This is a genomic window from Terrabacter koreensis, assembly GCF_054783315.1.
Genome location: NZ_BAAGQU010000004.1, coordinates 1,226,511 through 1,252,861, shown reverse-complemented (window position 1 = coordinate 1,252,861; position 26,351 = coordinate 1,226,511). Strand labels below are relative to the sequence as shown.

Genomic DNA, 26,351 nt, shown 5'->3' with positions numbered 1-26,351 from the left:
GGCTGGCGGGTGGCTGGTGCCCGTCGCGGTCAGGCGTTGGTGACCAGCGTGCCGATCCTCTCACCGAGGAGCGCGCGCGTGATGTTTCCCGCACCCTCCATGCCGAAGACGACCATGGGCAGCTTGTTCTCCATGCAGAGGCTGAACGCTGCGGCGTCGACGACCTTGAGCCCCTCGACGATCGCGTCGTTGAAGGTCACGGTGTCGAGCTTCTTCGCGTCGGGGTTGGTGCGCGGGTCGGAGTCGTAGACGCCGTCGACTCCGTTCTTGGCGATGAGCACGGCGTCGCACTTGATCTCGAGGGCCCGCTGCGCGCTCACGGTGTCGGTGGAGAAGAACGGCATGCCGGCGCCGGCGCCGAAGATGACGACGCGCCCCTTCTCGAGGTGGCGGATGGCGCGGCGCGGGATGTAGGGCTCGGCGACCTGCTGCATCGCGATCGCGGACTGCACGCGCGTCTCGATGCCCTCCTTCTCGAGGAAGTCCTGCAGCGCGAGGCAGTTCATGACGGTGCCGAGCATGCCCATGTAGTCGGCGCGGGTGCGGTCCATGCCGCGCTGCTGCAGCTCCGCGCCGCGGAAGAAGTTGCCGCCGCCGATGACGACGGAGACCTGCACGCCGCCGCGCACGGCGTCGGCGATCTGTTTGGCGATGCCGGACACGACGGCAGGGTCGAGGCCGATGCTGCCGCCGCCGAACACCTCACCGGAGAGCTTGAGCAGAACCCGGTGGAAGGGGGTCTTCTGGGCGTCGGTCATGGCTCAGGGCCTCCTCGTGGGCAGCGTTCAGGCGGTCGGTCGATCTTTCCACATCAGGTCGGCATCGTCCGCATCGAGGGGCCTCGAGGGTGCGAGGGCCGACGGGGACGCCGCCTGCGGGCGAGCGTTCAGTGGCGGGCCGCCCGGGCCAGCACCTGCGGCAGCGCCGCGGCGAGCCGTGCGTAGTCGTCCTCGTCGTTGTACGGCGCCGCCGCGAGGCGCAGGTAGCCGCGTCCGCCGAAGGCGACCGGCGGCACGACGAGGCCGGCGGCGTGCAGGTGCTGCCACAGCGCCTCGGCCGACTCCGTCGTCGTGGCCACGCCCTCCGGCAGCGCGACGAGGCGCAGGCAGGGGGCAGCAGGTATGCCGCCGTGCGGGCTCTCGGTGCCCAGCGCGGCGCGCACGTGGTCGGCCCCGCGCACGAGCAGGTCGGCGTTGCGGGCCACCTGCTCCCAGCCACCGAGGGCGCGCCAGGCCTCGAGGCCGTCGGGGACGGCGACCCACGCGGAGTGGTCGACGGTGCCCTGCAGGTCGAAACGCTCGGGGTAGGGCAGGCCGTGGCTCCACGACGTGACGAGCGGGCGCATGCTCACGCGGTGCTGGGCGGCCACCCACAGGGCGGCGGCGGCCCGTGGCGTGTAGGCCCACTTGTGCAGGTTGCCGGCCCAGAAGGCGACCCCGAGGGCCTCGACGTCGAGACCGGGGAGGGCCCCGGGCGCGTGCGCGGCGTCGACGAGCACCGGCACCGGGGCGACGGCCGCTGCGACCTCGGCCACGGGCAGCAGCAGCGCCGTAGGCGAGGTGATCTGGTCCACGACGACGAGCCGGGTGCGGTCGGTGACGGCCGCCGCGAAGGCTGCGGCCACCTCGGCGGGGTCGGCCTCGACCGCGAACTCCGCCGTGCGCAGCGTCGCACCGCGGGCCTCGGCCGACCATCCGGCGGTGAGGTAGCCGTGGTTGCTCACGACGACGTCGTCGCCGGCCCCGACGCCGAGCCCCTGGAGCACGACGCCGACCGCCTCGGTGACGTTGCGCAGCAGGGCGGTGGACTCGGGCCCCAGCCCCAGGAAGGCCGCCGCCGTGGCGCGGGCGTGCGCGAGCAGCTCGGGGAGCTCGTCGCGGAACGCGCGCATCGGAGCCCGCTCGATGCGGCCGCGGGCGGCGTCCTGGGCCTCCCGCACGGCGCGGGGCACCGCGCCGAACGCGCCGTGGTTGAGGTGGGTCAGGGCCGGGTCGAGCTCGAACAGCTCGGCGATGTCACGACGCACCCGGCCCATCCTGCCTCAGGGCGTCGGGACCGCCCCCATGAGGGCGGGACACGCCGCGGCCTCGCTCTGGGTCAGCGGCGCCGGCGCCACCGACACCTCCCGCGAGCGGCCGAGGTTCCACGAGAGCAGGTCCTCCCGGGCCGCCCGGGCCTCGATCGTCGACGGCAGCACGATGCAGGCGGACAGGTTGCGTGGCAGGCCCGCGACGATCGTCGGGGTCGCGTCGGGGCCGAGCGTGCGCAGGTACGCGGCGTCGATCTTGCCCGTCGCGACATACCGGTCGATGTTGTGCCGGGCCACCCACGCCTCCGGGTTGAGGATGCCGCCGACGAGCACGAACACGGCGGCCGACATGAGGGCCGCACGCGGCAGCCACCACCCACGGAGCCGGATGCCGGCCACCGTCACCAGCACGACGAGCAGACCCAGCCACAGCTCGAAGGCGTCCACCAGCACGCGCAGGACGGTGAAGCCGTACGCCTGCTGGTAGAGGTCCATGCGATGCAGCGCGGAGCCGACGACGACGAGCGTCAGCGCGCACAGCGTGCCGAGCACGACGCGGAGGACGAGACGGTCGCGGGCGGTCGCACGAGGCGCCTTGCGCGCGGCGATGGCAATCGTCAGCAGCGTGAGCACCGTGGCGAACGTCAGCTGCCCGAAGCCCTGGTGCACGTAGTCGGCGTACGTCAGGCCCGTCGTGCGCTGCACGTAGTCGTGACCGCCGAAGAGGGCGGCGGCCTGCGCCACCACGAACGCGACGAAGAGCGCGACGACGAGTCCCACCGGCACGACCCACTCGAAGGTGCGCGCGACAGGGCGACCGGCGGGCAGGGCGACCCGCTGGACCCTCGGCGGGTTGAGCGCGACGTAGGCGGCGGCGAGCAGCGCGCCACCCATGACGAAGCCGACGAAGAACCGGAACGTCAAGCTGTCCCAGGCGAGCTGGGGCACGAGGGCGCTGGCCCACGAGCCGAAGATCGCGTCACCCGAGGCGAAGAGGCCACCGAAGACGACCAGTGCGACGAGCGAGATCGCCGCCGTGCGCACGATCGGCCACACGATGCCGACGCGGCTGGTGGCGCTGATGCTCCGACCGAGCAGCGGCAGGCCGCGGAGGGCGGCGAGCGGCCACGAGGCGGCGCCCGCGACCATGGAGAGCAGCCCCCTGGCCCCGGTCAGGGCCGTGGTCACCAGGAGGATCCCGAGCAGGACGGCGAGCACCAGGAGCCACTCGGTCGACCGCAGCACCGCGAGCGAGGCGAGGCCGACGCAGACGGCCGACGTCGCGACCGTCCACGGCCGGCGTCGCTCCTGCGAGGTGCGCCAGAGCACGACACCGCCGACCGTGAGCACGAGGAACAGGGCCACGCCCATGTCGCGGTACGGCAGCACCACGGCGGCCAGGACGCCCACCCCGATGCAGGTGAGCAGCAGCCTCACCTGGGGGCCGACGCCGGTCTCGGGCCAAAGGTCGCCGAAGATCGAGTCGAGCAGCGGCTTCGGCGCGCCGACCGGCACGGAGCCGTATGCCGTGGGGCCGCCGGCTGCGGCCCGCCCGCCCGGAGGGACGGGTGGGGACGATCCTGCTGTGGCGGGAGTCGGGACGGGCACGACGCTCTCCTTGCTGCTGGTCGGTGTGGTGTCGGCAGGGCTGCCGGCAGGGCTTTCGGCAGGGCTTTCGGCAGGGCTGTCGGCAGGGATGTCGGCAGGGCTGTCGGTGGGGATGTCAGTAGGGATGTCCGCGGCGGCGCTCGTCGGCGCGCTCGTGGTGGCGCTCGGCCCGTCGAGGGACGGGGCGGCATACGTGGTCGGGATCGTCGCGGGCCGCGGGGTGCGGGGCAGGACGGCGCGGATGCGGGCGCCGCGCTCCCCCGACGGCGTCGGCAGGGCCGCGATGGAGCCGCCGTGCAGCTCGCACACCCAGCTGGCGATGGCGAGCCCGATGCCCGTGCCACCCCCGGCGTCGTCGCCGGAGCCGAACCGGTCGAAGACGCGCTCGGCGTGCTCCGGTGCGATGCCGGCGCCCTCGTCGGAGACGAGCAGCCACCAGCGGTCGTCGCCCTCCGGTCCGGCGCTGACGGTGACGGTGCCCCCGGTGGGGCTGTGCCGGTCGGCGTTGTCGAGCAGGTTGGCGAGCACCTGGTGCAGGCGGGCGGCGTCGGCCGTGACGGTGAGGCCCTCGGGCACCTCGACGACGTGGACGGTGCCGCGACGCGAGACGCCCGCCTCGGCGACGGCGGTCTCGACGAGCTCGCGTACCTCGAGCGTGGCCAGGGCGAGCGGGACCCGCCCGCCGTCGACCCGGCTGAGGTCGAGCAGGTCGCCGACGAGCGCGCCGAGCCGCTCGGCCTGCGCGAGGGCAGTGCGCAGCACGGCGTCGTCGGGGCGGACCACGCCGTCGACGAGGTTCTCGAGCAGCGCCTGCTGCGCCGTGAGCGGGGTCCGCAGCTCGTGGGAGACGGTGGCGACGAGTTGCCGACGCTGCCGGTCGGCGTCCGCGAGGTCGGCGGCCATCGTGTTGAAGGCGGCCGAGAGCGTGCCCACCTCGTCGGTTGCGGTGGCCGTGACCCGTTGCGAGTAGTCGCCGGTCGCCATCCGTGACGCGGCCGCCGTCATCTCGCGCAACGGCGAGGTCATACCGCGGGCCAGCCACTGGGTGACCCCGAGGGCCGCGACCACGGTCACCGGGACGGTGAGCCAGATCGGCACCTCGGCGCGGTCGCCGATCTCGGACACGAGGATCGCCGCGACGATGCTGACCGCGACGAGCAGACCGAGCTTGACCTTGATCGAGCGGATGGCATCGAGGGGGCGGTCGGTGTTCACGGGGTCTCGTCCGCGTGCGCGCTCGCCGCGCGCGTCGTGCCGTCGGAGTCCGCTGGGTCGGCCTCGAGGGCGTAGCCGACGCCGTGGACCGTGCGCACGCGGGCGGCGCCGATCTTGGCCCGCAGGGACTTCACGTGGCTGTCGAGGGTGCGCGTGCCGCCGGCGTCGGCCCAGCCCCACACGTCGCGCATCAGCTCGTCCCGGCCACGGACGGCGCCGGGCTCGGCGGCGAGGGCGAGGAGCAGGTCGAACTCGAGCGGCGTCAGGTGCACCTCGGCCCCCCGCACCGAGACGCGGCGCGACCCACGGTCGACGCCGAGGTCGCCGACGGACAGGACCGGTGGCTGCTCGGCCGCGAGCAGGCGGGCGCGTTCGACCCGCCGCAGCAGGGCCCGGATGCGGGCGACGACCTCTCGCATGCGGAACGGCTTGGTGACGTAGTCGTCGGCTCCGACGCCGAGACCCACGAGCAGGTCGGTCTCGTCGGCGCGGGCCGTGAGCATGAGCACCGGCACCGGGCGGTCGGCTTGGATGCGGCGGCACACCTCGAGACCGTCGAAGCCTGGCAGCATGAGGTCGAGGACGACGAGGTCTGGCTCGTGCTGGCCGTAGGCCTCGACGGCGCCGGGGCCGTCGAACGCCTGCACGACCCGGAACCCTTCTGCGACAAGGCGATCCGTGACGGCCTGGTTGATGGTCGGGTCGTCCTCCACGACGAGCAGCGTCGTCGGCGAGGGCGCGTTCGACCAGCGCTCCGTGTTCCCCTGGCTCATGCCTCCGACTCTAGGAGCGTGCAGCCGGAGGGCGCGGGTGCGACGTGTGGAGATCGTGTGAAGGTCGCTCTGCCACAGCCGGCTCGCGCCCCGTCGGCGCCTTCGTGCCTCAGATGAAGAGCAGCTGCGCCCCGTCGGTCAGCTCGATGAAGTCGGACGCCGAGATGATGCCCTCGACGTCGTCCCGCAGGTCGGCCTCGGTGAGGTGCTGCATGTCCGCCGACATCCGGCACGCCCACAGGTGCCCACCCGATGCCACGATCTGGTCGAGGAAGTCCGGGACCTCGGGCACGTCCAGGTCGGCGATGGCCTTCTTCATCTGGGACGTCGCCAGGTGGGTCATGCCCGGGATGCCGCCGAGCCCCTGGGGCAGGTGGGTCGCGGTGTTGCCGAGCATCGTGAACTTCAGGTGCCCCGACGTCTTCCGGTTGATCATGTCGAAGCCCCAGAACGTGAAGAACAGGTGGGTCTCGACGCCCTCGCCCAGGGCGGCGTTCGCGAGGATCAGCCCCGGGTAGGCCATGTCGAGGTTGCCCTTGCTGCAGATGATCGCGAGCTTGCGGCCCTGCGCCTCGGGGGCGTCGAACATCGGCACGATGGGCGTCTGGGTTTCGGTCTGGGTGGTCATCACACGCATCCCTTCGGCTTGGGAAGTCCCGCGACGTAGGCCATCTTCTTGGCGGGCTTGCCCGGGAAGAGGTCGAAGAGGGACTTGACGGGCGTGCCGGTCTGGGTGCTGACGCGGCGCAGCGTGGCGGTCTCGCCGTGGTGGGCGAAGTCGTCCCGGAGGAACCGGACGAGCCGCCAGTGCTCGTCGGTCAGCTCTATCCCGATGACCCGGCCGAGCTCGCGGCCGAGGTCCTCCGACCACTGCTCGGGCCGGGTGAGGAATCCCTCGTCGTTGACCTCGACGGCATGGCCGGCGATCGTCGTGATGGGCATGGTGGCGCTCCTTTCACGCGCTCACGCGGCGGGGACCTTCCCCGCCATGGACATCTGCGCGGGCAGGCGGAGGGGTCGTCCGGGGAGCAGCAGGTTCCAGTAGAGGTGACGGAACGCGAGCTTGCCGAGGTGGTTCGCACGCGACTCCTTGAGCAGCCGCATCGGGCCGAGGTGCGGCAGCGGGAAGGTGCCGGTCAGCGGCTCGGTGTCGTAGTTGAAGTCCAGCAGCATCGCCTTGCCGCCGCCCGACTCGACGAAGCAGTTGGCGTGCCCGTCGAATCGGCGCTTCATCGGCCGGCCCTGGACGTGCTCGACGAAGTTGTCGACGAAGACCTCGACGGAGAAGTGGGCGACCGACCCCGCCTTGGACGTCGGGATGTCACTCGCGTCACCGAGCACGAAGATCGAGGGGTGCTCGCTCGAGAGCAGCGTGTGCTTGTCGACCGGCACGTAGTTCAGCTCGTCGCCGAGTCCCGAGCGGGCCACGAAGTCGGCGCCCATGTTGAGCGGCACGGTGACGAGCTGGTCGTAGGACACCTCGCGCTCGTCGTAGGAGACGAGGGCGCGCCGGTCCTGGTCGATGCGCTCGACCATGAAGTCCGTCTCGAGGGTGATGCCCTTGTCGGCCAGCAGGTGCCCCAGCTCGCGGCTCGCCACCGGCTTGGTGAAGGCGCCGTCGAGCGGGGTGACGTAGACGATCTCGGTGCGGTCGCGCAGGCCCCGGCGGCGCAGGAAGTCGTCGGCGAGGAAGGCGAACTCGAGCGGGGCGACGGGGCACTTGATGGGCAGCTCGGTGACGTGCACGACGAGACGGCCCCCCGTGAAGCCGGCCAGCGACCTGCGCAGCGCCAACGCGCCCTCGTAGGTGTAGAACTCGCCGACGCTGCGGTGCCACTCGGGCCCCAGCATCCCCGGCGTCTGGTCGGGTCGGGGCGAGGTGCCGGAGGCGATGACGAGCTCGTCGTAGCCGATGGTGCGGCCGTCGACGAGAGCGGCCTGGCGAGCCTCCGGGTCGACGCGGTCGACGTCACCGAGCACGAGCTCGACGCCGTCGGCGATGAGGGTGTGGCGGCTGCGGCGGACCTGCTCCGGCTCGATGAGCCCGAACGGCAGGAAAAGGTAGCCCGGCTGGTAGTCGTGGAGGTCGTCACGGTCGACGACGGTGATGCGCCACTCGCTGGTGGGGAGGCGGTGCCTCAGCTTGTTCACGACCATGGTGCCGGCCGTGCCCGCTCCCAGAACCACGAGTGACCTCATGGTGGTGGTCATGCTCCGAAGGTACCCCCATGGGTATATGGAGCGCTGTGAACCAGCAGACATGCCACCTGTGATGTGCGAGACAAACCCCTGTCCCGCAACCCGATCGGGCGTCCGGCCGGGTCAGCCGGGGCTGAGCCACCGTGAGAACAGGCGGGTCACGAACGGCAGGAAGACGTACGTCATCCACGGCGTCGCGACCAAGGTCGTCACGAGCACGCGCAGCGCCGGCGGCCAGCCGTCGGCAAAGGGCATCAACAGGTAGGTCAGGGCGAGGCTCGTCGGGAAGAAGGCGAGCCAGATGACGCTCGCCTGCTTCCACCGCGGCGGCGCCGCCTGAACCGCGCCACCGGCCTCCTCCACCGAGCGCGACGCCGGCTCGTCGAACCAGCCCTCGATGCCGGTGCGGTACTCGGTCCTGCCGTGCTCGACGAGGTCGGCGGCCGAGCGAAGCCAGCGGATGCGCTCGGGCGAACGCTCCCAGGCCTCGAGGTGCCCCCGCGAGGCGAACCGGTAGAGCATGTGCCAGTCGGCGACGCCGGAGCGCACCCAGCCCGCACCGAGGAACCCGTCGAAGCGCTCGGCCATCGAGGTGCCGGCGTGCACCCACGCCAGCATGAGCAGCTCGTCCTCCGGTGCGACCCGCCGGGTGATGGCGACGGTCAGCGGTCCGGCCGCCGTGACGGTGTCGTGGGGCGCGATGCCCATGAGTCCTCCTCTGGTCGAACGTGTTCCGGTGGAGATGCCTGAAAGGCCCCCGAGACACGACGATGCCGGCCGCCCCGACTGGGGCGACCGGCATACGTCGTCGTGCTGCGCGGCCCGCGGTGGCGCCGAGTCAGCGGAGTCGGCGAGTCGGTGAGGTCAGGACCTCACTGGCCGACGCGGAAGCGCGCGAAGGACTTCGCCGAGGCGCCGCCCTCCTCGAGCACCTTGGCAACCGTCTTCTTGGGCTCCTTGGCGAACGGCTGCTCGAGCAGGACGTTCTCCTTGAAGAAGCCGTTGACGCGACCCTCGATGATCTTCGGGAGCGCAGCCTCGGGCTTGCCCTCCTCCTTGGCCGTGGCCTCGGCGACGCGACGCTCGTTCTCGACCGTCTCGGCCGGCACCTCGTCACGCGTGAGGACGGTCGGGCTGAACGCCGCGATGTGCATCGCGACGTCGCGGCCGACGGACTCGTCGCCACCCTCCAGTGCCACGAGGACACCGATCTGCGCGGGCAGGTCGGGGCTCGTCTTGTGGAGGTAGGAGACGACCTTGTCGCCCTCGAGGCGCGCCACGCGGCGGACCTCGATCTTCTCGCCGATGGTCGCGTTGGCCTCGTCGATGAGCTCCTGGACGGTCTTGCCGTCGTCGAGCGTGCTCTTGAGGAGCGAGTCGGCGTCGGTGGCGCCGGCCGCGACGGCCTGCGCGAGGACCTGGTCGGCCAGGGCGATGAACTTCTCGCCCTTCGCGACGAAGTCGGTCTCGCAGTTGACCTCGACCAGGGTGCCGACGCCGTCGGTGGCCGAAGCCGCCACGAGGCCGTTGGAGGCCGAGCGGCCCTCACGCTTCGTGACGCCCTTGAGGCCCTTGACGCGCAGGATCTCGATGGCCTTGGCGCGGTCGCCGTCGGCCTCGTCGAGCGCCTTCTTGACGTCCATCATGCCGGCGCCGGTCTGCTCACGCAGCGCCTTGATGTCAGCGGCGGTGTAGTTCGCCATGCTCTGTATCGCTCTTTTCCTCAGATGTGGATGACTCGAAGTGGCTGGGAGAGAAGGACTCAGGCCTTCTCGGCAGCAGCCTCGGCCGGAACCTCGGTGGCCTCGGTGGCCTCGGCGGCGGGCGCCTCGGCCGGAGCCTCAGTGGCCTCAACGGCCTCGGTGGCCTCGGTGGCCTCGGCGGCCGGAGCCTCGGTCGCGGCGGCAGCCTCGGCGTAGAGCTCGCGCTCCCACTCGGCCAGCGGCTCCTCGGCCTGCGCGTCGCCACCGGACTTGCCGGAGGAGCGCTGGACGAGGCCGTCGGCGACGGCGTCGGCGATGACCCGCGTCAGCAGCGTGACGGAGCGGATCGCGTCGTCGTTGCCGGGGATCTTGTAGTCGACCTCGTCGGGGTCGCAGTTCGTGTCGAGGATCGCAATGACCGGCAGGCCGAGCTTGCGCGCCTCGTCGACCGCGAGGTGCTCCTTTTTCGTGTCGACGATCCAGACGGCCGAGGGGACCTTGGCCATCGTGCGGATGCCGCCGAGGGTCTTCTCGAGCTTGTCCTTCTCGCGCTTGAGGATGAGCAGCTCCTTCTTCGTGTAGCCCGAGCCGGCCACGTCGTCGAAGTTCAGCTCCTCGAGCTCCTTGAGGCGCGTGAGGCGCTTGGAGATCGTCTGGAAGTTGGTGAGCATGCCACCGAGCCAGCGGTGGTTGACATACGGCATGCCGACGCGCGTCGCCTGCTCGGCGATGGGCTCCTGGGCCTGCTTCTTCGTGCCGACGAAGAGGATGGTGCCGCCGTGGGCGACGGTCTCCTTGACGAACTCGTAGGCGTTGTTGATGTACGTCAGCGACTGCTGGAGGTCGATGATGTAGATGCCGTTGCGCTCGGTCATGATGAAGCGCTTCATCTTCGGGTTCCAGCGACGGGTCTGGTGCCCGAAGTGGACGCCGCTCTCGAGGAGCTGGCGCATGGTGACGACGGCCATGCCGTGTTCTCCCTTGTGTCGTTGTTGTCAGTTGTGCGTGGACCGGTCACCGCGAGTCGGTCACGTGCGGGCACGCGATCGCCGTACGGCATACGGCCTCACTCCTGGCGCCCGACGCACCCCGCCCCGCCCGGAGGCGGGGACTGCCGTGGTGCGACCCGGTCGGAGAGACCGGCAGTAGACGCGCGAATTTCGGTCCCGTGCGACGAGCACACGTGACCGCCGTCCATCGTACGGCCTGACCCGGGTGGTGGAGAAATCGGAGCGACCAGACAGAATGGCCCGCATGGTGGACTGGCTGGCGATGATCCCGGCCTTCGTCGTCCTCTCGGTCGTGCTGCTGCTCCCGGGCTGGCTGCTGGTGCGCGCCCTGGGCGCTCGCGGGCTCGAGGCGCTGGCCGTCTCGCCGGCCGTGTCGACCGGTCTCATCGCCGCCTTCGCGACCGTCGCGCAGCGTGCCGGCGTCCGCTGGGGGCTGCTCCCCCTCGCCGTCGTGACGCTCGCGGCGGTGGGTGTCGCACTGCTCGGCATGCGGCTCTTCGGCCGCCACGACCCCGACCTCGGCACGGCGCGGCGCTTCCTCGGTCGACCCCGCCCCGACGCCGTCATCGCGATCGGCATCGGTGTCGTGCTGGCGCTCGCGACGATCCTGCCGTCGATCGGCCGTCCCGACGAGCTCGTCGACAGCCCCGACGCCGTCTACCACCTCGACCGCATCCGCACGTTCCTCGAGACCGGCAACTTCTCGATCGTCAACCCCACCTTCTACCCCAACGGTTTCCACGCGTGGATCGCGACCAGCCTGCTGCCGGGCGTCGCCGACGTGCTGCCGGGCACCAACGTCGCGACCGTGGTGCTCGCCGCGGTCGTGTGGCCCGTCGGCTGCGTCGCCCTCGTGCGCCACGCGCTCGGCACCTCGCGCCTCGTGACGTATGCCGCCGGGTTCGCCTCCGCGGCCTTCATCGCCTTCCCCACGACCCTCCTGGGGTGGGGCGTGCTCTGGCCCAACCTCATGGCGACCGCGCTCACCCCGGGCGCGCTCGCGCTGATGCTGCAGGCCGCTCGGTCCAGGCGCATCGGGCAGTGGCTCGGCTTCGTCGCCGCGCTCCCCGGCCTCGCACTCATCCAGCCGAACGCCCTCGTCGCGCTCGTGCTCTTCGCGCTCGTCTGGTTCGTCGCCGCGCGCCTGCGCGCCGGGCTGCTGCACCACCTGTCGTGGCCCGCGGTGGCGCGCGACCTCGCCGTGGTCGCCGTCGTCGGCGTCGCGGGGCTGGTCGCCGCGCCGGTGGTGTCGGCGCGGCTCGCCTCGACCCAGTCCTACGAGTGGAACGACCGCGTCTCCGTCTGGACCGCCCTCGTCGAGGTCGTCGGCGGACGGCTGCAGATCTCCAGCGTGCTCTGGGGCCTTGTCGTCCTCGTCGCGCTCGGCATCGGCTGGATCGCCGTGCGGGCCCGTGCGGCGGTCCCCGTCGTCGCGATGTGGCTGGCGTGCGTGGCCCTCTACGTCATGGCCGCGTCGTCGAGCGCCTCCTGGACGGCGCTCGTCACGGGCTACTGGTACAACGACAAGGTGCGCCTGGCCGCGCTGGCAGCGGTCCCGGGTGTCGTGCTGGTCGCAGCCGCGGCGCCGGCCCTGCGCGAGGTGCTGCGCCGTGCACCGCGCGTCGGGGCCCGACTCGAGGCCCGGCCCGTCGCCACGGCGCTCGTGGCCCTGCTCGTCCTGCCGGTGCTCACGCTCGGTCTCAACGCGGCCACCCGCCACCGCATGCTCAACGGCTTCTTCCAGCCCGGCTCACCCGACCGCGTCATCCTCGGCTACGACGGACAGGACTCGCTGCGTCGCCTCAACGCGCTCATCCCCGCGGGGCAGGGTGTCGTCGGACGGCCCGAGAACGGCACGCCGCTCATGTGGGCCCTCTTCGGCACCAACACCCTCTACCGCTCGATCCCCATCCCGACGACGGGCGACGAGATCCTCATCGGCACCGGCTTCGACAACCTCTCCGGACGCCCCGAGGTGTGCGAGGCCCTGGCGCGCCACGACATCCGCTGGGCGATCGGCTCGAAGCACGTCTACTGGCTCGACCGTCCCGAGCGCAGCTCCGGCCTCGACGACCTCGACGCCAACGACGGCGTCGAGAAGGTGCGGACCGACGGCGACTACACCCTCTACCGCATCACCGCGTGCGGTCTGGGCGACCGCGCGCCGGCCTGAGCGCGGGCAGCCGAGCCCGCCGGACGGCATACGCAAGCAGGGCCCAGTGGGGGCGGGGACGAGCTCGCCTACCCAATTGCGGACAAGCTGTAACACTTCGGCGGCGCCCACGATGGTGGGGGTGCAGCCCCCACCGAGACCCCTGACCGGGTGGGTGCTGCTGGTTCGCGGCACGGCCCCCTCCACAGCACCCCGCGAACCCACGAGAGCCCCCGCCCCTTCCGGGCGGGGGCTCTCGTGTCGCGCCACCACCCGCCGACGCGCTCCCCCGCACGTGGCTACTCTCGGGCCATGGCCTCGCCGCTCATCCAACGCATGCAGCCCTTCGGGACGACGATCTTCGCCGAGATGTCGGCGCTCGCGGCGCAGACGGGCAGCATCAACCTCGGGCAGGGCTTCCCCGACACCGACGGGCCGGCCGAGATGCTCGCGGCCGCGAAGGCCGCGATCGACGGTGGGCGCAACCAGTACCCGCCCGGCCCCGGCGTCCCCGAGCTGCTCGCCGCGATCGCCGCCCACCAGCAGCGCTTCTACGGCCTCGCGCTCGACCCGACGTCGCAGGTGCTCGTGACCGCCGGAGCCACCGAGGCGATCGCCGCGGTCGTGCTGGCGCTGTGCGAGCCGGGCGACGAGGTGGTCACCTTCGAGCCCTACTACGACTCGTATGCCGCGACGATCGCCCTGGCCGGCGCCACCCGCCGTACGTCCGTGCTCCGGTTCCCCGACTTCTCCGTCGACGAGGCGTCGCTGCGGGCAGCCTTCTCGTCGCGCACGCGGCTCGTGCTGCTCAACACGCCGCACAACCCGACCGGCAAGGTCTTCACGCGCGACGAGCTCGAGCTCGTCGCGGCGCTGGCGCGACAGCACGACGCCTGGGTGGTCACCGACGAGGTCTACGAGCACCTCGTCTTCGACGACGCGGAGCACGTGCCGGTCGCCACGCTGCCCGGCATGTTCGACCGCACCATCACCGTCTCCTCGGCGGGCAAGACCTTCTCGGCGACCGGCTGGAAGGTCGGCTGGCTCTCGGGCCCGGCCGAAGCCGTCGCTGCTGCACGCACCGTCAAGCAGTTCCTCACCTACGTCGCGTCCGGGCCGTTCCAGCCTGCCGTGGCGTTGGCCCTCGGACTCGGCGACACCGTGTATGCCGGCCTGCGCGACTCGCTCCAGGCCAAGCGCGACCTGCTGTGCTCGGCGCTGGAGGCATCCGGACTCGAGGTCTCCCGCCCGGCCGGCACCTACTTCGTCATCGCGGACGCCGCGCCCCTGGGCGCCGTCGACGGGCTCGAGTTCGCGCGGCGCCTGCCCGAGATCGCCGGCGTGGTCGGTGTCCCGGTGTCGGTCTTCCACGACGACCAGGACGCGGCTCGCACGCTCATCAGGTTCGCCTTCTGCAAGAAGGACGACGTGCTGCTCGAGGCGAGTCGCCGGCTGGCCGCTGCCGGGAGGTCCTGAGCGGACGCCTGGCAGCTGCTCGGGCACCGATGTCCACAGCCCCTCGCCGAATGGGGGGCTCGTCCACAACGGTGGGGTGCCACGGCAGCGGTGACGCCTGCGGACCGCAGCATGGGTTTCATGACGATCGGCTCGCTCCTGCTCACGGCGGTGGTCGCTGCGGCCTCGGTGACGGCCACCACGACCGTCACCGCTTCCAGCACGGCTGAGGTGACGGCGGCGACGCCTCGAGCGGCGGCAGCGACCACGGTCATCACGGCGAGGGCAACAGCGGTGCCGGCCCTGGTGGTCGGGCAGCTCGCGCGTTCGGCTGCGACCGCTGCGTCGCCGACCGCTCCCCTGGCTGCCTCGCGCTGGGCCTGGCCGCTCGAGCCGACGCCGTCGGTGGAGCGCCGGTTCGACCCGCCCGACCAGCCGTGGTTGCCGGGCCATCGAGGAGTCGACGTGGCAGCGGTGTCGGGGCAGTCGGTCCACGCGCCTGCCGCCGGCACCGTGACCTTCGCCGGGTCGCTCGCGGGTCGCGGCGTGCTCGTCGTCGCGCATGACGGAGGACTGCGGAGCACGTTCGAGCCGGTGGACGGCGCCGTCGCCGTCGGCGCGCGCGTGGCACGCGGCCAGGTCGTCGGCGTCCTCACCTCGACGCCGGGCCACTGCGCACCTGACGTGTGCCTGCACTGGGGCGTCCGCCGTGGCGAGACCTACCTCGACCCGCTCGCCTTCGTGGGGCGGGCGCGGGTCGTCCTCCTGCCGCTCTGACACCTCCCGCGACGGCGCGGCGCGCGCGTCCGCCTACTCGCGGACGACCGTCGGTCCGCGTGCCGGCACCGTCGCACCGACCACCAGGCCGCCGGCGCGACGGCTCAGGCGCGCGGGTGGGCCTGCTCGTAGCTGCGCCGCAGCCGGTCGACCGAGACGTGGGTGTAGATCTGGGTCGTGGCGAGGCTCGCGTGGCCGAGAATCTCCTGGACCATGCGCAGGTCGGCCCCGCCCTCGAGGAGGTGGGTCGCGGCGCTGTGGCGCAGGCCGTGAGGCCCGAGATCGGGCGCGTCGGGCAGGTGCGATAGCAGCTCGTGCACCGCGGCACGCACCTGACGAGCGTCGACGCGACGACCCCGCCGACCCAGGAAGAGCGCCGGGCCAGAATGCTCGCCGACCAGCTTCGAGCGGACCGCGAGCCACGCCTCGATCGCACGGCCGGCCGGCGCGCCGAAGGGGACGATGCGCTCCTTCGCGCCCTTGCCCATCACGCGCACGACACCCTGCGACAGGTCGAGGTCGTCGATGTCGAGCGCTGCGAGCTCGCCGACCCGGATGCCGCTGGCGTAGAGCAGCTCGAGCACGGCACGGTCACGCACGTGAATGGGGTCGTCGTCGTCGGCTCGGGTCGCGGCGAGGTCGAGCAGCTCGGTGGCCTCGGTCTGCCGGAGCACGCCGGGCAGCGAGGCGCGCCGCTTCGGAGCGACGAGCCGCAGGGACGGGTCGCTCGGGATGCGGCCGGTGTGCTCCGCCCACCTGAGGAAGGTGCGAGCCGAGGCCGCGCGCCGGGCGATGGTGGCCCGGGCTGCTCCCGCGTCGGCCTGCACTCCCAGCCAGGAACGCAGGTCGCCGATGCGCAGGTCCGCGACCTCGTCGATGCCCCGCTCGGCCGCGAAGGTGAGCAGGTGGCGCACGTCGCCGAGGTAGGCGCGGCGCGTGTGGACGGAGCGACCGCGTTCGGCGCCGAGGTGTCGCGAGTAGGCGTGCAACAGCTCCGAATGGCGCTCGAGCACGTCAGGCCCGGCGCCGGTCTCGCTGTCCGCCACATCCGTCACTCCCGCACCATGACAAAAGCCAGCGCCCAAGGCAAGCGACGAGATCCCGACAGGCCCATGCCACCCGCGGCAGCCCCCTCCCGGCGGGCCCTCTCGATCTCTGCGAACGCCTCGTCGAGAAGGCGATCCGTCCGGATCCGCCGATCGGACGGATCGCTTTCTCGATCATGGAGTCCGTCGATCGAGAGAACACTCCGTCCCCACCTGGGGCCGGAGTGTTCTTTCGATCGAGGGTGGGCGTCAGCCGGCTCGGGGTGTGCGTTGCGGGCGCTTGCGCCAGGTGCCCGCTGACTCGGTGACCAGCCCGAGCTGCTCGAGGCGGCCGAGTGCCGCACGCACCGTGAGGGTCGCATGGGCGGCCGACCGCACGATGTCGTCGAGCGGGACGGCCGAGCGGAACGGCACCGCCTCGAGCACCGCCGCGTCGACCGGTGGGAGGTCGTCGCCGGGGCGGACCGGGCCGCGGCCCGGCTCGACCGCATCGTCACCCAGGTCACCGACGAGGTCGATCACCTCGTCGACCGACGTGACGAGGACCGCCCGGCCGTTGCGCAGCTCCTCGTGGCAGCCCGCCGACATCATCGAGGTGACCGGGCCCGGGACGGCCCCCACGGGCCGGCAGGCCGCGACGGCGTGGGTGACCGTGTTGCGCGACCCGGACCGGAGGTCGGCCTCGACGACGATGGTGCCGCGGGTCAGCCCGGCGATCAGCCGGTTGCGGGCCAGGAACCTCGACTTCATCGGAGCCGAGCCGGGGGCCACCTCCGCGATGACGAGGCCGTCGGCGGCGATCCGCGAGATGAGAGCGGCGTGGCCGGAAGGGTAGGGCCGTTCAACCCCGCCGGCGAGCACCGCGACAGTTGCGCCGTCGACGGCGAGCGCCCCGCGGTGGGCGGCTCCGTCGATGCCGAAGGCTGCGCCGCTGACGACGGTCCAGCCCCGGCGGGCGAGCCCCGCGGACAGCTCGGTGGCGAGCTGCTCGCCGTACGTCGTGGCCGTGCGCGACCCCACGACCGCCACGGACCGCTCGACCGTCTCGGCGAGGTCGAGCCGGCCCCGGACCCACAGGCACCACGGCGGCACCGGGATCGTGTCGAGACGCTCGGGCCACTCCGGGTCACCCGGCACCACGAGACGCGCCCCCACCTTCGCGGCGATGTCGAGGTCTCGCTCGGTGTCGAGCACCGCGAGCCTCGCGCGGAATCTCGCGAGCGTGCCCACGCCTGAGCGCACCTGCTCGAACGCCTCGACGGCGCCGTGCTCGGTGACGAGCTTGTGGACCTCGCCGTCGGCGGGCTCGACGACCCGCGACAGCGCCGCACGGGCGCGCCGGTCAGGCTCCATGCACACCTCGCTCGCTCGACGCGCCCTCATGCTGCGGCCTCCGAACGGTGTCGCAGCGACAGCGCGACGTCGACCTCTTCGCGGCCGGGGCGCTGCCGGCCCATGAGGTCGCCGATCGTCCAGGCGCACCGGAGGGTGCGGTCGTAGCCGCGCAGGCTGAGCGCTCCGGTGTCGAGCAGCCGGTCGAGCGTCACCGTGGCCGCTGCGGGGAGGAGCCACGGTCGCGACCGGAGCTCGGAGCCGGGAACGTCGGCGTTGACACCGCGGCTGCGCTCGAGCACGGTGCGCCATCGCTCACCCTGCGCGGCGCGAGCCGCGGCGACCCGCGCGGCGACCACCGCGGACGGCTCGCCCGGCGTGCCACCTGCCATCGAGAGCCCCGGTGGCTGGACGTGCACCTGCAGGTCGACGCGGTCGAGGAGGGGTCCGCTGAGCTTGCCGAAGTACGCGCGCCGCATCAGCGGGGTGCAGGTGCAGTCGAGTCCCTTGCCCCACGCCTTGCCGCAGGGGCACGGGTTGGCGGCGAGCACGAGCTGGAACCGCGCCGGGAAGACGACCGAGTCGTGGGCTCTCGCGATCGACACGAGGCCTCGCTCGAGCGGCGTGCGCAGCGACTGGAGCACGCTCTTGTCGAACTCGGGCGTCTCGTCGAGGAAGAGGACTCCCCGGTGCGCCTGCGTGATGGCTCCCGGTCGGATGCGGCCGCTGCCGCCGCCGATGACGGCGGCCTGGGAGGCGCCGTGGTGCGGTGCCACGAAGGGCGGGTGGGTGATGAGGCGGGCATCGTGGCCGGAACCGAGAGCCCCGAGCACGGAGTGGATCGCGGTGACCTCCATCGACTCACTCTCGTCGAGCGACGGCAGCAGCCCGGGCAGCCGCTCGGCCAGCATCGTCTTGCCGGCCCCCGGTGGACCGGCGAGGAGCAGGTGGTGGCCGCCGGCAGCGGCGATCTCGAGGGCCAGCTTGGCCTCGGCCTGGCCGACGACCTCGATGAGGTCGCGCACCGGCTCAGGCTCCGGCGCCGCGACCGAAGGCACCGGGACCTCTTGCACCGCAACACCCTTCGCGAGGCAGCCGTAGCGCCGCACCAGCTCGGTGACCTCGGCCACGGGATGCACCCGCACGCCTGACACGAGCCGCGCCTCGCCCGCGTTGGCGACCGGGACGACGACGTGCCGCACGCCGGCGAGCGCGGCAGCATGGACGAGCGGCAGCACGCCGGGGACCGGGCGGACCGTGCCGTCGAGCCCCACCTCCCCGATGTGGACGACGTCGCGCACCACCCGGGCGGGCAGCAGGTCCATCGCGGCCGCCACGGCCACGAAGATGCCGAGGTCGAAGCCGGTGCCGACCTTGCGCTCCCCCGCCGGCGACAGGTTGACGGTGACGCGGCGCTGGCTCACGGCCATCTTCTCGATCAGCGCAGCGGCCGCCTTGATGCGGTCGGAGGACTGCTTGACCGCCGAGTCGCCGAGGCCGCTGATCGCGAAGCCGGGCAGGCCGGTGGTGACGTGCGCCTCGACGTCGACGACGAACCCGGTGACGCCCCGCAGCCCGACGGATCGGGTGCGCCCCAGACCCACGCCCATCAGCACACCCCGCGCAGGTGCTGCAGCTGCGCCGCACCCGCGGGCGGCCGCAGGATCGAGATGACGTCGATGCGCAGGTCGAGCCCGCGCACGGTCTCGGCGTGCTCGTCGCGCCAGAGACCGGCAAGGCGGCGCAGCCGTCGTTGCTTGCGCCAGGTCACGGCCTCGAACGGCGCGCCGAACGCCTCGGTCGTGCGCGTCTTCACCTCACACACGACGAGGTCGCGGCCCTCGCGGGCGACGACGTCGATCTCGCCCCGGACGCACCGCCAGTTGCGGTCGAGGACGGTCAGGCCGTGGGCGAGCAGGTAGCGGCAGGCGAGGCGTTCGCCGTAGTCGCCGAGGGCGCGGGTGGAGAGGTCCATACCGGCCACCCTCCCGGCACCCCGTCGGGCACGACAGGGGTCAGCGAGAGGCTGTGGACGGCATACGTGGTCGGCGAGGGGGTGTGGACGAAGTCGCGCCGATCAGCGCAGGTTCAGGTGAAGTCGCCGTTCTCGGGCAGCTTGATGTCCGGCTTGGGCAGCTCCTCGACGTTGACGTCCTTGAACGTCACGACGCGCACGTTCTTGACGAAACGCGCCGGCCGGTAGATGTCCCAGACCCAGGCGTCGGCCATCGTGACGTCGAAGAAGACCTCGCCGCCGTCGCTGCGCACCTTCACGTCGACGGAGTTCGCGAGGTAGAACCGGCGCTCGGTCTCGACGACGTGGGTGAAGAGGCCGACGACGTCGCGGTACTCCTTGTAGAGCTGGAGCTCCATCTCGGTCTCGTACTTCTCGAGATCTTCCGAACTCACCTGATCGCCGTCCCTGTCTGCTCTGCCGTGATGGCCACCGGAGCGAACGTCTCCGTGACCTCATTCAACACCTCGACCGGCGTCTCGGCGTAGACGCCGGGCAGGCGCCACGACCGCCGGTGCAGATCGCAGGGCCCGAGACGCGCGAGGGCCTCGAGGTGCTCGGGGGCGGAGTAGCCCTTGTTGAGCCCCCAGCCGTATGCCGCGTGCTGCTCGCCCAGCGCGACCATGAGGGTGTCGCGCTCCACCTTCGCGAGCACGCTCGCGGCCGCGACCGACGAGCACTTCATGTCGGCCTTGACCATCGTGGTGACGGGTGGCGTGGCCGGGCCGGCGTCGTCGGCGAAGGCGAGCAGGCCGACCTCGGTGGGCGCCGTGAGCCAGTCGTGGTTGCCGTCGAGGATGACGAGGTCGGGAACGACGCCGAGCCCGTCGAGGGCGCGCAGCCCGGCGAGCCGGAGTGCGGCCATGATGCCGATCTCGTCGATCTCGTCGTTGCTCGCGTGCCCGACGCCGTGGGCCACCGCCCAGCGCCGGATGCGCGGCACCAGACCGTGCCGCGCCTTCTCGGTGAGCAGCTTCGAGTCCTTGACGCCCACGGGGGCCGACCGCACCGTCTCGTCGATGACGACGACGCCGACGCTGACGGGACCGGCCAGCGCGCCGCGGCCCACCTCGTCCATGCCGGCGAGGAGCCGGTGGCCGGAACGCTGCAGGGCGCGCTCGACCCGCAGGGACGGCTTCTTGGAGGGTGCGGGGGGTGCCATGGTGCTGTTCGCGTCCGTCAGCCGGCCGCGACCTTCGTCGCCGACGCGGTCGGCTTGCCGCTCGGCTTCGGCTTGACCGTCGCCTTGGTGGTGGGCTTGTTCAGGGGGGCGTTGCCCACGGCCTTGGGGGCCGGCACCGAGGCGAAGGTGCGCTCGGGAACACCGAGCCACGTGACGTGGTCGATGGGCCACACGACGAACAGCGCCCGCCCGACGAGCTTGTCCATCGGCACGGAGCCCTGGGCACCGGTGCCGTCGTCGTGCCAGCGGCTGTCGGACGAGTCGGAGCGGTGGTCGCCCATGACCCAGATGCGCCCGGCCGGCACGGTGATGTCGAACTTCTTGCCCTCGCTGGGGAAGTCGCCCGGCTTGATGTAGGGCTCGGTGATCTCGACGCCGTTGACCTTGAGCTTGCCGGTGTCGCCGTCGGCCTGCACACGGTCGCCCGGCAGGCCGATGACGCGCTTGATGAGGTGGTTCTCCGCGTCCTCCGGCAGCAGGCCGACGAAGACGAGGGCGTCGTGGAACGGGCCGCCGACGTCGCTGCGCTGCTCGCCTAGGCTGCCGAGCCACGGGGTCGGGGCGCCCGGGTCCTCGAACACGACCACGTCGCCACGCTTGAGGTCGAAGGGGCCGGGCGTCAGCTTGCTGACGATGACACGGTCGTCCTTGACGAGGGTGTTCTCCATCGACCCGGACGGGATGTAGAACGCCTGGAAGAGCCACGTCTTGACGACGAAGGAGAGCGCCATCGCGAGGACGACGACGATGAGCAGCTCCTTGACCCCGGCCAGGACGGTGCCGAGGAAGCCGCGGGGCTCGTCGTCGTCGTAGTCCTCATCGGGGTCGTCGACGTCGTCCCTCTCGTCGATGCCGTCGACAGGTCGCCCGCGCGTGGGGTCCTCGGGGCGTCCGGTGTACTGCGACATCACTCACCATTTCGTGGGACGGAGGCAATTTGTCCTTGGTCGACCGACCCGAGCCGATCGAGCGGCCAGTATCGCACCCAAACCTTGCCGATGATGTCGGTGCCGGGCACCATGCCGCCACCCGGCTCACCGAGGTGCGCGCGCGAGTCGGCGGAGGCCCCGCGGTTGTCGCCCATCATCCAGAAACGGTCGGGCGGGACGGTGACGTCGAAGGGGATGGCACTCGGTCGCGCACCGGGCGCGAGGTACGGCTCGGTGACGGCGACGCCGTTGATCTCGAGGCGGCCGTCGGGCGCACAGCAGCGCACGTGGTCGCCCGGCAGGCCGATGACCCGCTTGACGTAGTCGGTCGGCTGTCCCTTGCCGGCCAGGCTCTCGACGGCCTCGACGAGCCGTTGGAGCACGCCGCGCTGGGGCACCCGCAGGTTGAACGCCTCGGACGCGTCGAAGACGACGATGTCGCCCCGCTGGAGCTGGTCGGAGGGCGTCGTGCGGGACACGAGGAGGCGGTCGCCGACGAGCAGGGTGTCCTGCATCGACTCGCTCGGGATGCCGAAGGGCGTCACGAAGAACGCCCGGAGGACCACGACGGCGAGCAGCAGGACCGCGGGGCCAAGCAGCCAGCGGTGCCGTCGGGCTGCGGCATACGCCCCGGCATACGCCCCGGCACGGTCCCTTCCGGGACGCGACGAAGGCGCGGCGGATCCCGTGCCGGGGATCGCCTCGGAGCTCGTGTCCGGGACGGCCCGCTCGGGGTCCACCGCGCCTCGCGTGGTCAGACGGACGTCTGCGTCAGCAGGTCGTCAGCTCTTCGCGCCGGCCTTGGCCGGGATGCTGTCGCGCTTCTCGCGGATCTTGGCAGCCTTGCCGCGCAGACCACGCAGGTAGTAGAGCTTCGCGCGACGCACGTCACCGCGGGTCACGACCTCGATCTTGTCGATGACCGGGGTGTGGAGCGGGAAGGTGCGCTCGACGCCGACGCCGAAGGAGATCTTGCGGACCGTGAAGGTCTCGCCGATGCCGCCGCCGTGGCGACGGATGACGATGCCCTGGAACACCTGGACACGCGAGCGCGTGCCCTCGATGACCTTGACGTGGACCTTGAGGGTGTCGCCGGCGCGGAACTCGGGAACGTCCGAGCGCAGCGATGCGGCGTTGATCTCGTCAAACGTGTGCATGATGCTTCGCTTTCTCAGGTGCCACAGGCCACCTCGTCACAATGTGGGTGTTGCGTCCGTCGGGCCGCGTGGCCACCCGGGTGGTGCTGGTGGCCGACTCCCCCTGTGGCAGGGGCCGTCGTGTGCCGGACGCAAGGAGCAAGTCTGCCAGAGCACGCCGCATACCTGAAATCGAGCCGGCGACCCGCTCACGCCCGACGTCCCGCTCCCTCAGCACCTAGCGTGGGCCCGTGGACGTCTCCCCCGGCTGGCCCGTGGTCATCTGCCTCGTCATCCTCCTGGCGGTGACCGTCGTGGCCGACCGGCTCGGTCGGATCGACCTGGACCGCCAGGCCGTGCTGGCCGGTGGTCGCGCCGTCGTGCAGCTGACCCTCGTCGCGCTCGTCATCACCGCCGTCGTGGGGTCGCTGTGGCTCTCCTTCCTCGCCGTGGCCGTCATGTTCGCCATGGCTGTGGTCACGACGACGCGGCGCGTCGGGGCTCCCGGCGCCTGGCCGTGGGCCGCGGCCGCCATGGCGTGCGGGGTCGTGCCCGTCGTCGGCATCGTCCTCGCGACGGGCGCGGTGCCCCTCGCGGGCATCGCCCTCATCCCCGTCGCAGGGATCGTCATCGGCAACACGATGACGGTGCACACGCTGGTCGGCCGGCGCACGTTCGCGGCCCTGCGGGACGAGCGGGGCCAGTACGAGGCGGCACTCTCGCTCGGCCTCACGTCGGGACAGGCCATCGACGAGGTCATCGCACGTCGGGTCCCCGAGGGCATCCTGCCGAGCCTGGACCAGGTGCGCACGTCAGGGGTGGTGACGCTGCCGGGCGCGTTCATCGGCGTCATGCTCGGCGGCGGGAGCGCGGTCCAGGCGGCCACCGCGCAGGTGCTCGTGCTCTTCGCGATCATGGCGACGCAAGCGGTCACGGCGGGCGTCCAGGCGGCCCTCATCCGGCGTCGGCTGCTGCTGCCCGACGACCTGCGCGAGGGCCTCGCGGCCTGAGCGGCACGCGCGTCCGACCTCAGCGGCGCCGCTTGACCAGGGTGACGGCGCCGGGGATCGGCGCGGCAGCGTCGGTGACGCGGTAGCCGGCCTTCTTGTAGAAGCGCAGGTTGTCGGTGCTCTTCGCGCCCGTGTGGAGCGAGAACGTGCGTGTGCCGTCGGGCGCGGTGGACTCGGCGTGCTCGAGGAGGCGTCGGCCGAGCCCACGTCCCTGGAGGTCGGGCACGACGCAGAGACGGCCGATGTGCCAGTCGTCGCCGTGCTGCGAGGTCCGCACGGCGCCGACGAGGCGGCCCGCCCGGCGCGCGACCCACGTACGCGTCGTGTCGAGGCTGGCGCGGACGTCGTCGACGCTCTCGTGCAGGGCGGGGATGTCGAGGGTGTCGTTGGCGATCGCCTCCTGCACCCAGCAGGCGCGCATCAGCACGGCCAGCTCGGGCACGTCGCCGGGTGTGGCGGCAGCGATCTCGATGTCGCCGTCCCCGTGCGAGGCGTGCAGCAGGTCGGGGCGGCGCGCTGCCGTGCGGGCCAGGCGCTGCTCGTGCCGCCAGGCCGCGATGGCGCCGTGGTTGCCCGACAGCAGCACCTCGGGCACCTCACGCCCGTTCCACGTGCGCGGCTTCGTGTAGATGGGGTACTCGAGCAGCCCGTCCTCGTGGGACTCCTCGACGAGGGACTCGGCGTTGCCGATGACACCCGGGACGAGGCGGCCGACGGCCTCGACGATGGCGAGCACCGCGACCTCTCCGCCGTTGAGCACGTAGTCGCCGAGGCTGACGACCGAGACCTCGAGGCCGAGGTCCTCGCGGGCGTGCTCGTAGACGCGCTCGTCGATGCCTTCGTAGCGGCCGCAGGCGAAGACGAGCCACGGTTCCTGCGCCAGCTCCCGGGCGAGAGCCTGCGTGAAGGGCTGCCCCCCGGGCCCGGGGACGACGAGCCGCGGCTTCGCCTTCGGATCTCCCTGTGCGACGACGTCGTCGAGAGCCTCGGCCCACGGCTGCGCCTTCATGACCATGCCGGCTCCCCCGCCGTACGGGGTGTCGTCGACGGTGCGGTGCCTGTCGTGGGTGTGGTCGCGCAGGTCGTGCACGCGCACGTCGAGCAGGCCGTCCTGACGGGCCTTGCCGATGAGCGACAGGTCCAGCGCGGCGAGGTAGTCGGGAAAGATCGAGACGACGTCGATGCGCATCGCGGGCCGCGAAGCCGCTCGGGGCTCAGTCGTGCCGGGTGACGAGCCGGTCACTCGGCACCTTCGCGGTAGAGGTCGAAGAGGCCGGGCGGGGCGTCGACGACGACGTGGTCGTCGGCCACCGTCGGCACGATGCGCTTCACGAACGGGACGTAGGCCGTCACGCCGTCGGTGAGGGTGACGACGAGGCGGTCCTGGGCCGCGCCGAGCTCGAGGCCGCTGACCGTGCCGACCTGCTCGCCCGACGGGTCACGCACCTCCAGTCCGACGAGGTCCTCCTCGTAGTAGCCCTCGTCGTCGTCGGCCTTGGTCGCCGACTCCGGCATCACGAGCCTCGTGCCCCGCAGCCCCTCGGCGCCGGTGCGGTCGGGGATCTCCTCGAAGGTGAGCAGCCAGATGCCGCGGTGCACACGGGTCGACGCGACGGTCAGGGCCGTCGGCACTCCCGAGCCCGGCTCGGCCTCGGTCGCGACGACGGTGCCCGGTGCGAAACGCGACTCGGGGTCGTCGGTGTGCAGCTGCACGGTGACCTCGCCCCGGAGTCCGTGCGGCTTGCCGATGCGGGCGAGGACGACGTTCATGGCCCGAATCCTCTCAGGTTTGGCGGCGGCCCGGGCGCGCGCCCGCGGAGTGCGGCGGAGCAGGCGCGACGGCATACGTGGTCGGTGGGAAACGGCAGTGGGGCACCCCGGTCACCCGGGATGCCCCACTGCGCTGGCGTTCTGGCGGTGGCTCAGCGCACGCGGTCGGTGTCGACGATGTCGACCCTGACGTTGCTGTTGCCCGCGAGGGCGCCCACGACGGTGCGCAGCGCGCTCGCCGTGCGGCCGGAGCGGCCGATGACGCGGCCGAGGTCGTCGGGGTGCACCCGGACCTCGAGCAGCTCACCGCGACGCAGCTCCTTGCGGCGCACGACGACGTCCTCGTCGTGGTCGACGATGCCCTTGACGAGGTGCTCGAGCGCCTCCTCGAGCATGCTCAGGACTCGCTCTTCTCGGCGTCGGTCGCCTCGGCGGCAGGCGCCTCGGCGGTCTCGGCAGCCTTCTCGTCGGCCTTCTCGTCAGCCTTGGGCTCGGCCTTCTTGGCAGCCTTCTTCTTCGGGGTGGTCGCACCCTCGGAGCCCGCGTCGGACTTGCCACCGGCGGCGGCGACGGCAGCCTCGTAGAGGTCCTTCTTCGAGGTCTTGGCCTCCTTGGTCTCGACCTTGCCCTCGTCGACGAGCTTGATCAGGGCGGCGACGGCCTCGGTGGGCTGGGCGCCCTGGCTCAGCCAGTAGTGCGCGCGCTCGATGTCGATGTCGATGAGCGACGGCTGCTCGGTGGGGTGGTACTTGCCGATCTCCTCGATGGCCCGGCCATCGCGCTTGGTGCGCGAGTCCATGACGACGACGCGGTAGAACGGTGCACGGATCTTGCCCATGCGCTTCAGACGGATCTTGACGGCCACTGTGGCGGTCTCCTCAACCAGTAGTGAGCGCGGCGAGACCGGCTGGGATCAGCCGGGGTGCCGACGCTCGGTGTGTAGGCGTCCGGTCCAGCCGAGAGGGGGCCGGACGGGTACAGCCCTCCATTCTGCCAGACGTGGAGGGGTG

27 protein-coding genes are annotated in these 26,351 nt (G+C 72.0%); 4 read left to right on the top strand and 23 right to left on the bottom strand.

From position 1 onward, the window contains the following. Window positions 1-29: 29 nt before the first annotated feature. From pyrH to rpsB, 10 genes are all read right to left on the bottom strand, one after another. Window positions 30-758, bottom strand: a complete 729-nt coding sequence (gene pyrH, locus ACYVNR_RS08600) for a UMP kinase (RefSeq protein ID WP_045191692.1) — start codon at window positions 756-758, stop codon at window positions 30-32. 128 nt (window positions 759-886) lie between these two features. Continuing rightward, a complete protein-coding gene (locus ACYVNR_RS08595) occupies window positions 887-2,026 on the bottom strand; it encodes an aminotransferase class V-fold PLP-dependent enzyme (protein WP_461047757.1) in 1,140 nt (379 codons plus the stop codon). Between the two features lie 15 nt (window positions 2,027-2,041). Beyond that, window positions 2,042-4,852, bottom strand: a complete 2,811-nt coding sequence (locus ACYVNR_RS08590; protein ID WP_461047756.1) for a DUF4153 domain-containing protein — start codon at window positions 4,850-4,852, stop codon at window positions 2,042-2,044. Beyond that, window positions 4,849-5,625 carry a response regulator gene (locus ACYVNR_RS08585; protein WP_045191688.1) on the bottom strand — a complete coding sequence of 259 codons (777 nt, stop codon included), beginning with the start codon at window positions 5,623-5,625 and terminating at the stop codon, window positions 4,849-4,851. The genes ACYVNR_RS08590 and ACYVNR_RS08585 overlap by 4 nt, the downstream gene beginning before the upstream one ends. 109 nt (window positions 5,626-5,734) lie before the next feature. Next, window positions 5,735-6,253 (bottom strand): DsrE/DsrF/DrsH-like family protein, encoded by a 519-nt coding sequence (locus ACYVNR_RS08580; protein ID WP_461047755.1) that lies wholly within the window; start codon window positions 6,251-6,253, stop codon window positions 5,735-5,737. Beyond that, window positions 6,253-6,567 carry a TusE/DsrC/DsvC family sulfur relay protein gene (locus ACYVNR_RS08575; RefSeq protein WP_045191686.1) on the bottom strand — a complete coding sequence of 105 codons (315 nt, stop codon included), beginning with the start codon at window positions 6,565-6,567 and terminating at the stop codon, window positions 6,253-6,255. Before ACYVNR_RS08575 ends, ACYVNR_RS08580 begins: the two co-directional genes overlap by 1 nt. A 21-nt stretch (window positions 6,568-6,588) precedes the next feature. Next, a complete protein-coding gene (gene sqr / locus ACYVNR_RS08570) occupies window positions 6,589-7,836 on the bottom strand; it encodes a type III sulfide quinone reductase, selenoprotein subtype (protein WP_461047754.1) in 1,248 nt (415 codons plus the stop codon). Between the two features lie 111 nt (window positions 7,837-7,947). Continuing rightward, window positions 7,948-8,532 carry an antibiotic biosynthesis monooxygenase gene (locus ACYVNR_RS08565; protein WP_045191684.1) on the bottom strand — a complete coding sequence of 195 codons (585 nt, stop codon included), beginning with the start codon at window positions 8,530-8,532 and terminating at the stop codon, window positions 7,948-7,950. A 164-nt stretch (window positions 8,533-8,696) separates the two neighbouring features. After that, window positions 8,697-9,527 carry a translation elongation factor Ts gene (gene tsf, locus ACYVNR_RS08560; protein WP_045191683.1) on the bottom strand — a complete coding sequence of 277 codons (831 nt, stop codon included), beginning with the start codon at window positions 9,525-9,527 and terminating at the stop codon, window positions 8,697-8,699. A 59-nt stretch (window positions 9,528-9,586) separates the two neighbouring features. Then, window positions 9,587-10,495, bottom strand: a complete 909-nt coding sequence (gene rpsB / locus ACYVNR_RS08555; RefSeq protein ID WP_461047753.1) for a 30S ribosomal protein S2 — start codon at window positions 10,493-10,495, stop codon at window positions 9,587-9,589. Window positions 10,496-10,781: 286 nt separating this feature from the next. Between rpsB and ACYVNR_RS08550 the strand changes: the two genes are divergently transcribed. The 3 genes from ACYVNR_RS08550 to ACYVNR_RS08540 all read left to right on the top strand — a co-directional run bounded on the left by ACYVNR_RS08550 (window position 10,782) and on the right by ACYVNR_RS08540 (window position 14,921). Beyond that, complete coding sequence (locus ACYVNR_RS08550; protein ID WP_461047752.1) at window positions 10,782-12,710, top strand: DUF6541 family protein; 1,929 nt, start codon at window positions 10,782-10,784, stop codon at window positions 12,708-12,710. A gap of 291 nt (window positions 12,711-13,001) precedes the next feature. Further along, on the top strand, window positions 13,002-14,165 hold the full coding sequence (locus tag ACYVNR_RS08545) for a pyridoxal phosphate-dependent aminotransferase (protein ID WP_461047751.1): 1,164 nt from the start codon (window positions 13,002-13,004) through the stop codon (window positions 14,163-14,165). 120 nt (window positions 14,166-14,285) lie between these two features. Continuing rightward, window positions 14,286-14,921 carry a murein hydrolase activator EnvC family protein gene (locus ACYVNR_RS08540; RefSeq protein WP_461047750.1) on the top strand — a complete coding sequence of 212 codons (636 nt, stop codon included), beginning with the start codon at window positions 14,286-14,288 and terminating at the stop codon, window positions 14,919-14,921. Between the two features lie 104 nt (window positions 14,922-15,025). Here ACYVNR_RS08540 and ACYVNR_RS08535 read toward each other — a convergent pair whose 3' ends face one another. The 9 genes from ACYVNR_RS08535 to rplS all read right to left on the bottom strand — a co-directional run bounded on the left by ACYVNR_RS08535 (window position 15,026) and on the right by rplS (window position 22,582). Further along, entirely contained in the window at window positions 15,026-15,967 is a 942-nt protein-coding gene (locus ACYVNR_RS08535) for a tyrosine recombinase XerC (RefSeq protein WP_461048297.1), read from the bottom strand. 249 nt (window positions 15,968-16,216) lie between these two features. Continuing rightward, window positions 16,217-17,320, bottom strand: a complete 1,104-nt coding sequence (dprA, locus tag ACYVNR_RS08530; protein WP_461047749.1) for a DNA-processing protein DprA — start codon at window positions 17,318-17,320, stop codon at window positions 16,217-16,219. A 26-nt stretch (window positions 17,321-17,346) separates the two neighbouring features. Beyond that, a complete protein-coding gene (locus ACYVNR_RS08525) occupies window positions 17,347-18,909 on the bottom strand; it encodes a YifB family Mg chelatase-like AAA ATPase (protein WP_461047748.1) in 1,563 nt (520 codons plus the stop codon). Next, window positions 18,909-19,274 carry a YraN family protein gene (locus ACYVNR_RS08520; RefSeq protein WP_458800785.1) on the bottom strand — a complete coding sequence of 122 codons (366 nt, stop codon included), beginning with the start codon at window positions 19,272-19,274 and terminating at the stop codon, window positions 18,909-18,911. Before ACYVNR_RS08520 ends, ACYVNR_RS08525 begins: the two co-directional genes overlap by 1 nt. Window positions 19,275-19,387: 113 nt before the next feature. Continuing rightward, the gene (locus tag ACYVNR_RS08515; protein ID WP_045191677.1) at window positions 19,388-19,708 is read right to left on the bottom strand and encodes a DUF2469 domain-containing protein; all 321 of its coding nucleotides are present in this window, start codon (window positions 19,706-19,708) and stop codon (window positions 19,388-19,390) included. Beyond that, complete coding sequence (locus ACYVNR_RS08510) at window positions 19,705-20,475, bottom strand: ribonuclease HII (protein ID WP_045191676.1); 771 nt, start codon at window positions 20,473-20,475, stop codon at window positions 19,705-19,707. The genes ACYVNR_RS08515 and ACYVNR_RS08510 overlap by 4 nt, the downstream gene beginning before the upstream one ends. Window positions 20,476-20,492: 17 nt before the next feature. Beyond that, complete coding sequence (gene lepB / locus ACYVNR_RS08505) at window positions 20,493-21,404, bottom strand: signal peptidase I (protein ID WP_045191675.1); 912 nt, start codon at window positions 21,402-21,404, stop codon at window positions 20,493-20,495. Continuing rightward, window positions 21,404-22,165 carry a signal peptidase I gene (lepB, locus tag ACYVNR_RS08500; RefSeq protein WP_461047747.1) on the bottom strand — a complete coding sequence of 254 codons (762 nt, stop codon included), beginning with the start codon at window positions 22,163-22,165 and terminating at the stop codon, window positions 21,404-21,406. The genes lepB (ACYVNR_RS08505) and lepB (ACYVNR_RS08500) overlap by 1 nt, the downstream gene beginning before the upstream one ends. Window positions 22,166-22,207: 42 nt before the next feature. Beyond that, window positions 22,208-22,582: a 50S ribosomal protein L19 gene (gene rplS / locus ACYVNR_RS08495; RefSeq protein ID WP_045191672.1), complete on the bottom strand. Its 375-nt coding sequence runs from the start codon at window positions 22,580-22,582 to the stop codon at window positions 22,208-22,210. Between the two features lie 230 nt (window positions 22,583-22,812). Between rplS and ACYVNR_RS08490 the strand changes: the two genes are divergently transcribed. Further along, window positions 22,813-23,571 carry an ABC transporter permease gene (locus ACYVNR_RS08490; RefSeq protein ID WP_461047746.1) on the top strand — a complete coding sequence of 253 codons (759 nt, stop codon included), beginning with the start codon at window positions 22,813-22,815 and terminating at the stop codon, window positions 23,569-23,571. Between the two features lie 19 nt (window positions 23,572-23,590). Here the strand turns inward: ACYVNR_RS08490 and trmD are convergent, their stop codons facing one another. The 4 genes from trmD to rpsP form a co-directional block, all read right to left on the bottom strand. Further along, entirely contained in the window at window positions 23,591-24,760 is a 1,170-nt protein-coding gene (trmD, locus tag ACYVNR_RS08485; protein ID WP_461047745.1) for a tRNA (guanosine(37)-N1)-methyltransferase TrmD, read from the bottom strand. Window positions 24,761-24,810: 50 nt separating this feature from the next. Continuing rightward, window positions 24,811-25,341, bottom strand: a complete 531-nt coding sequence (gene rimM, locus ACYVNR_RS08480) for a ribosome maturation factor RimM (RefSeq protein WP_458800798.1) — start codon at window positions 25,339-25,341, stop codon at window positions 24,811-24,813. Window positions 25,342-25,493: 152 nt separating this feature from the next. Continuing rightward, entirely contained in the window at window positions 25,494-25,736 is a 243-nt protein-coding gene (locus ACYVNR_RS08475; RefSeq protein ID WP_045191668.1) for an RNA-binding protein, read from the bottom strand. 2 nt (window positions 25,737-25,738) lie between these two features. Further along, entirely contained in the window at window positions 25,739-26,206 is a 468-nt protein-coding gene (gene rpsP, locus ACYVNR_RS08470) for a 30S ribosomal protein S16 (protein ID WP_458800801.1), read from the bottom strand. Window positions 26,207-26,351 lie beyond the last annotated feature (145 nt).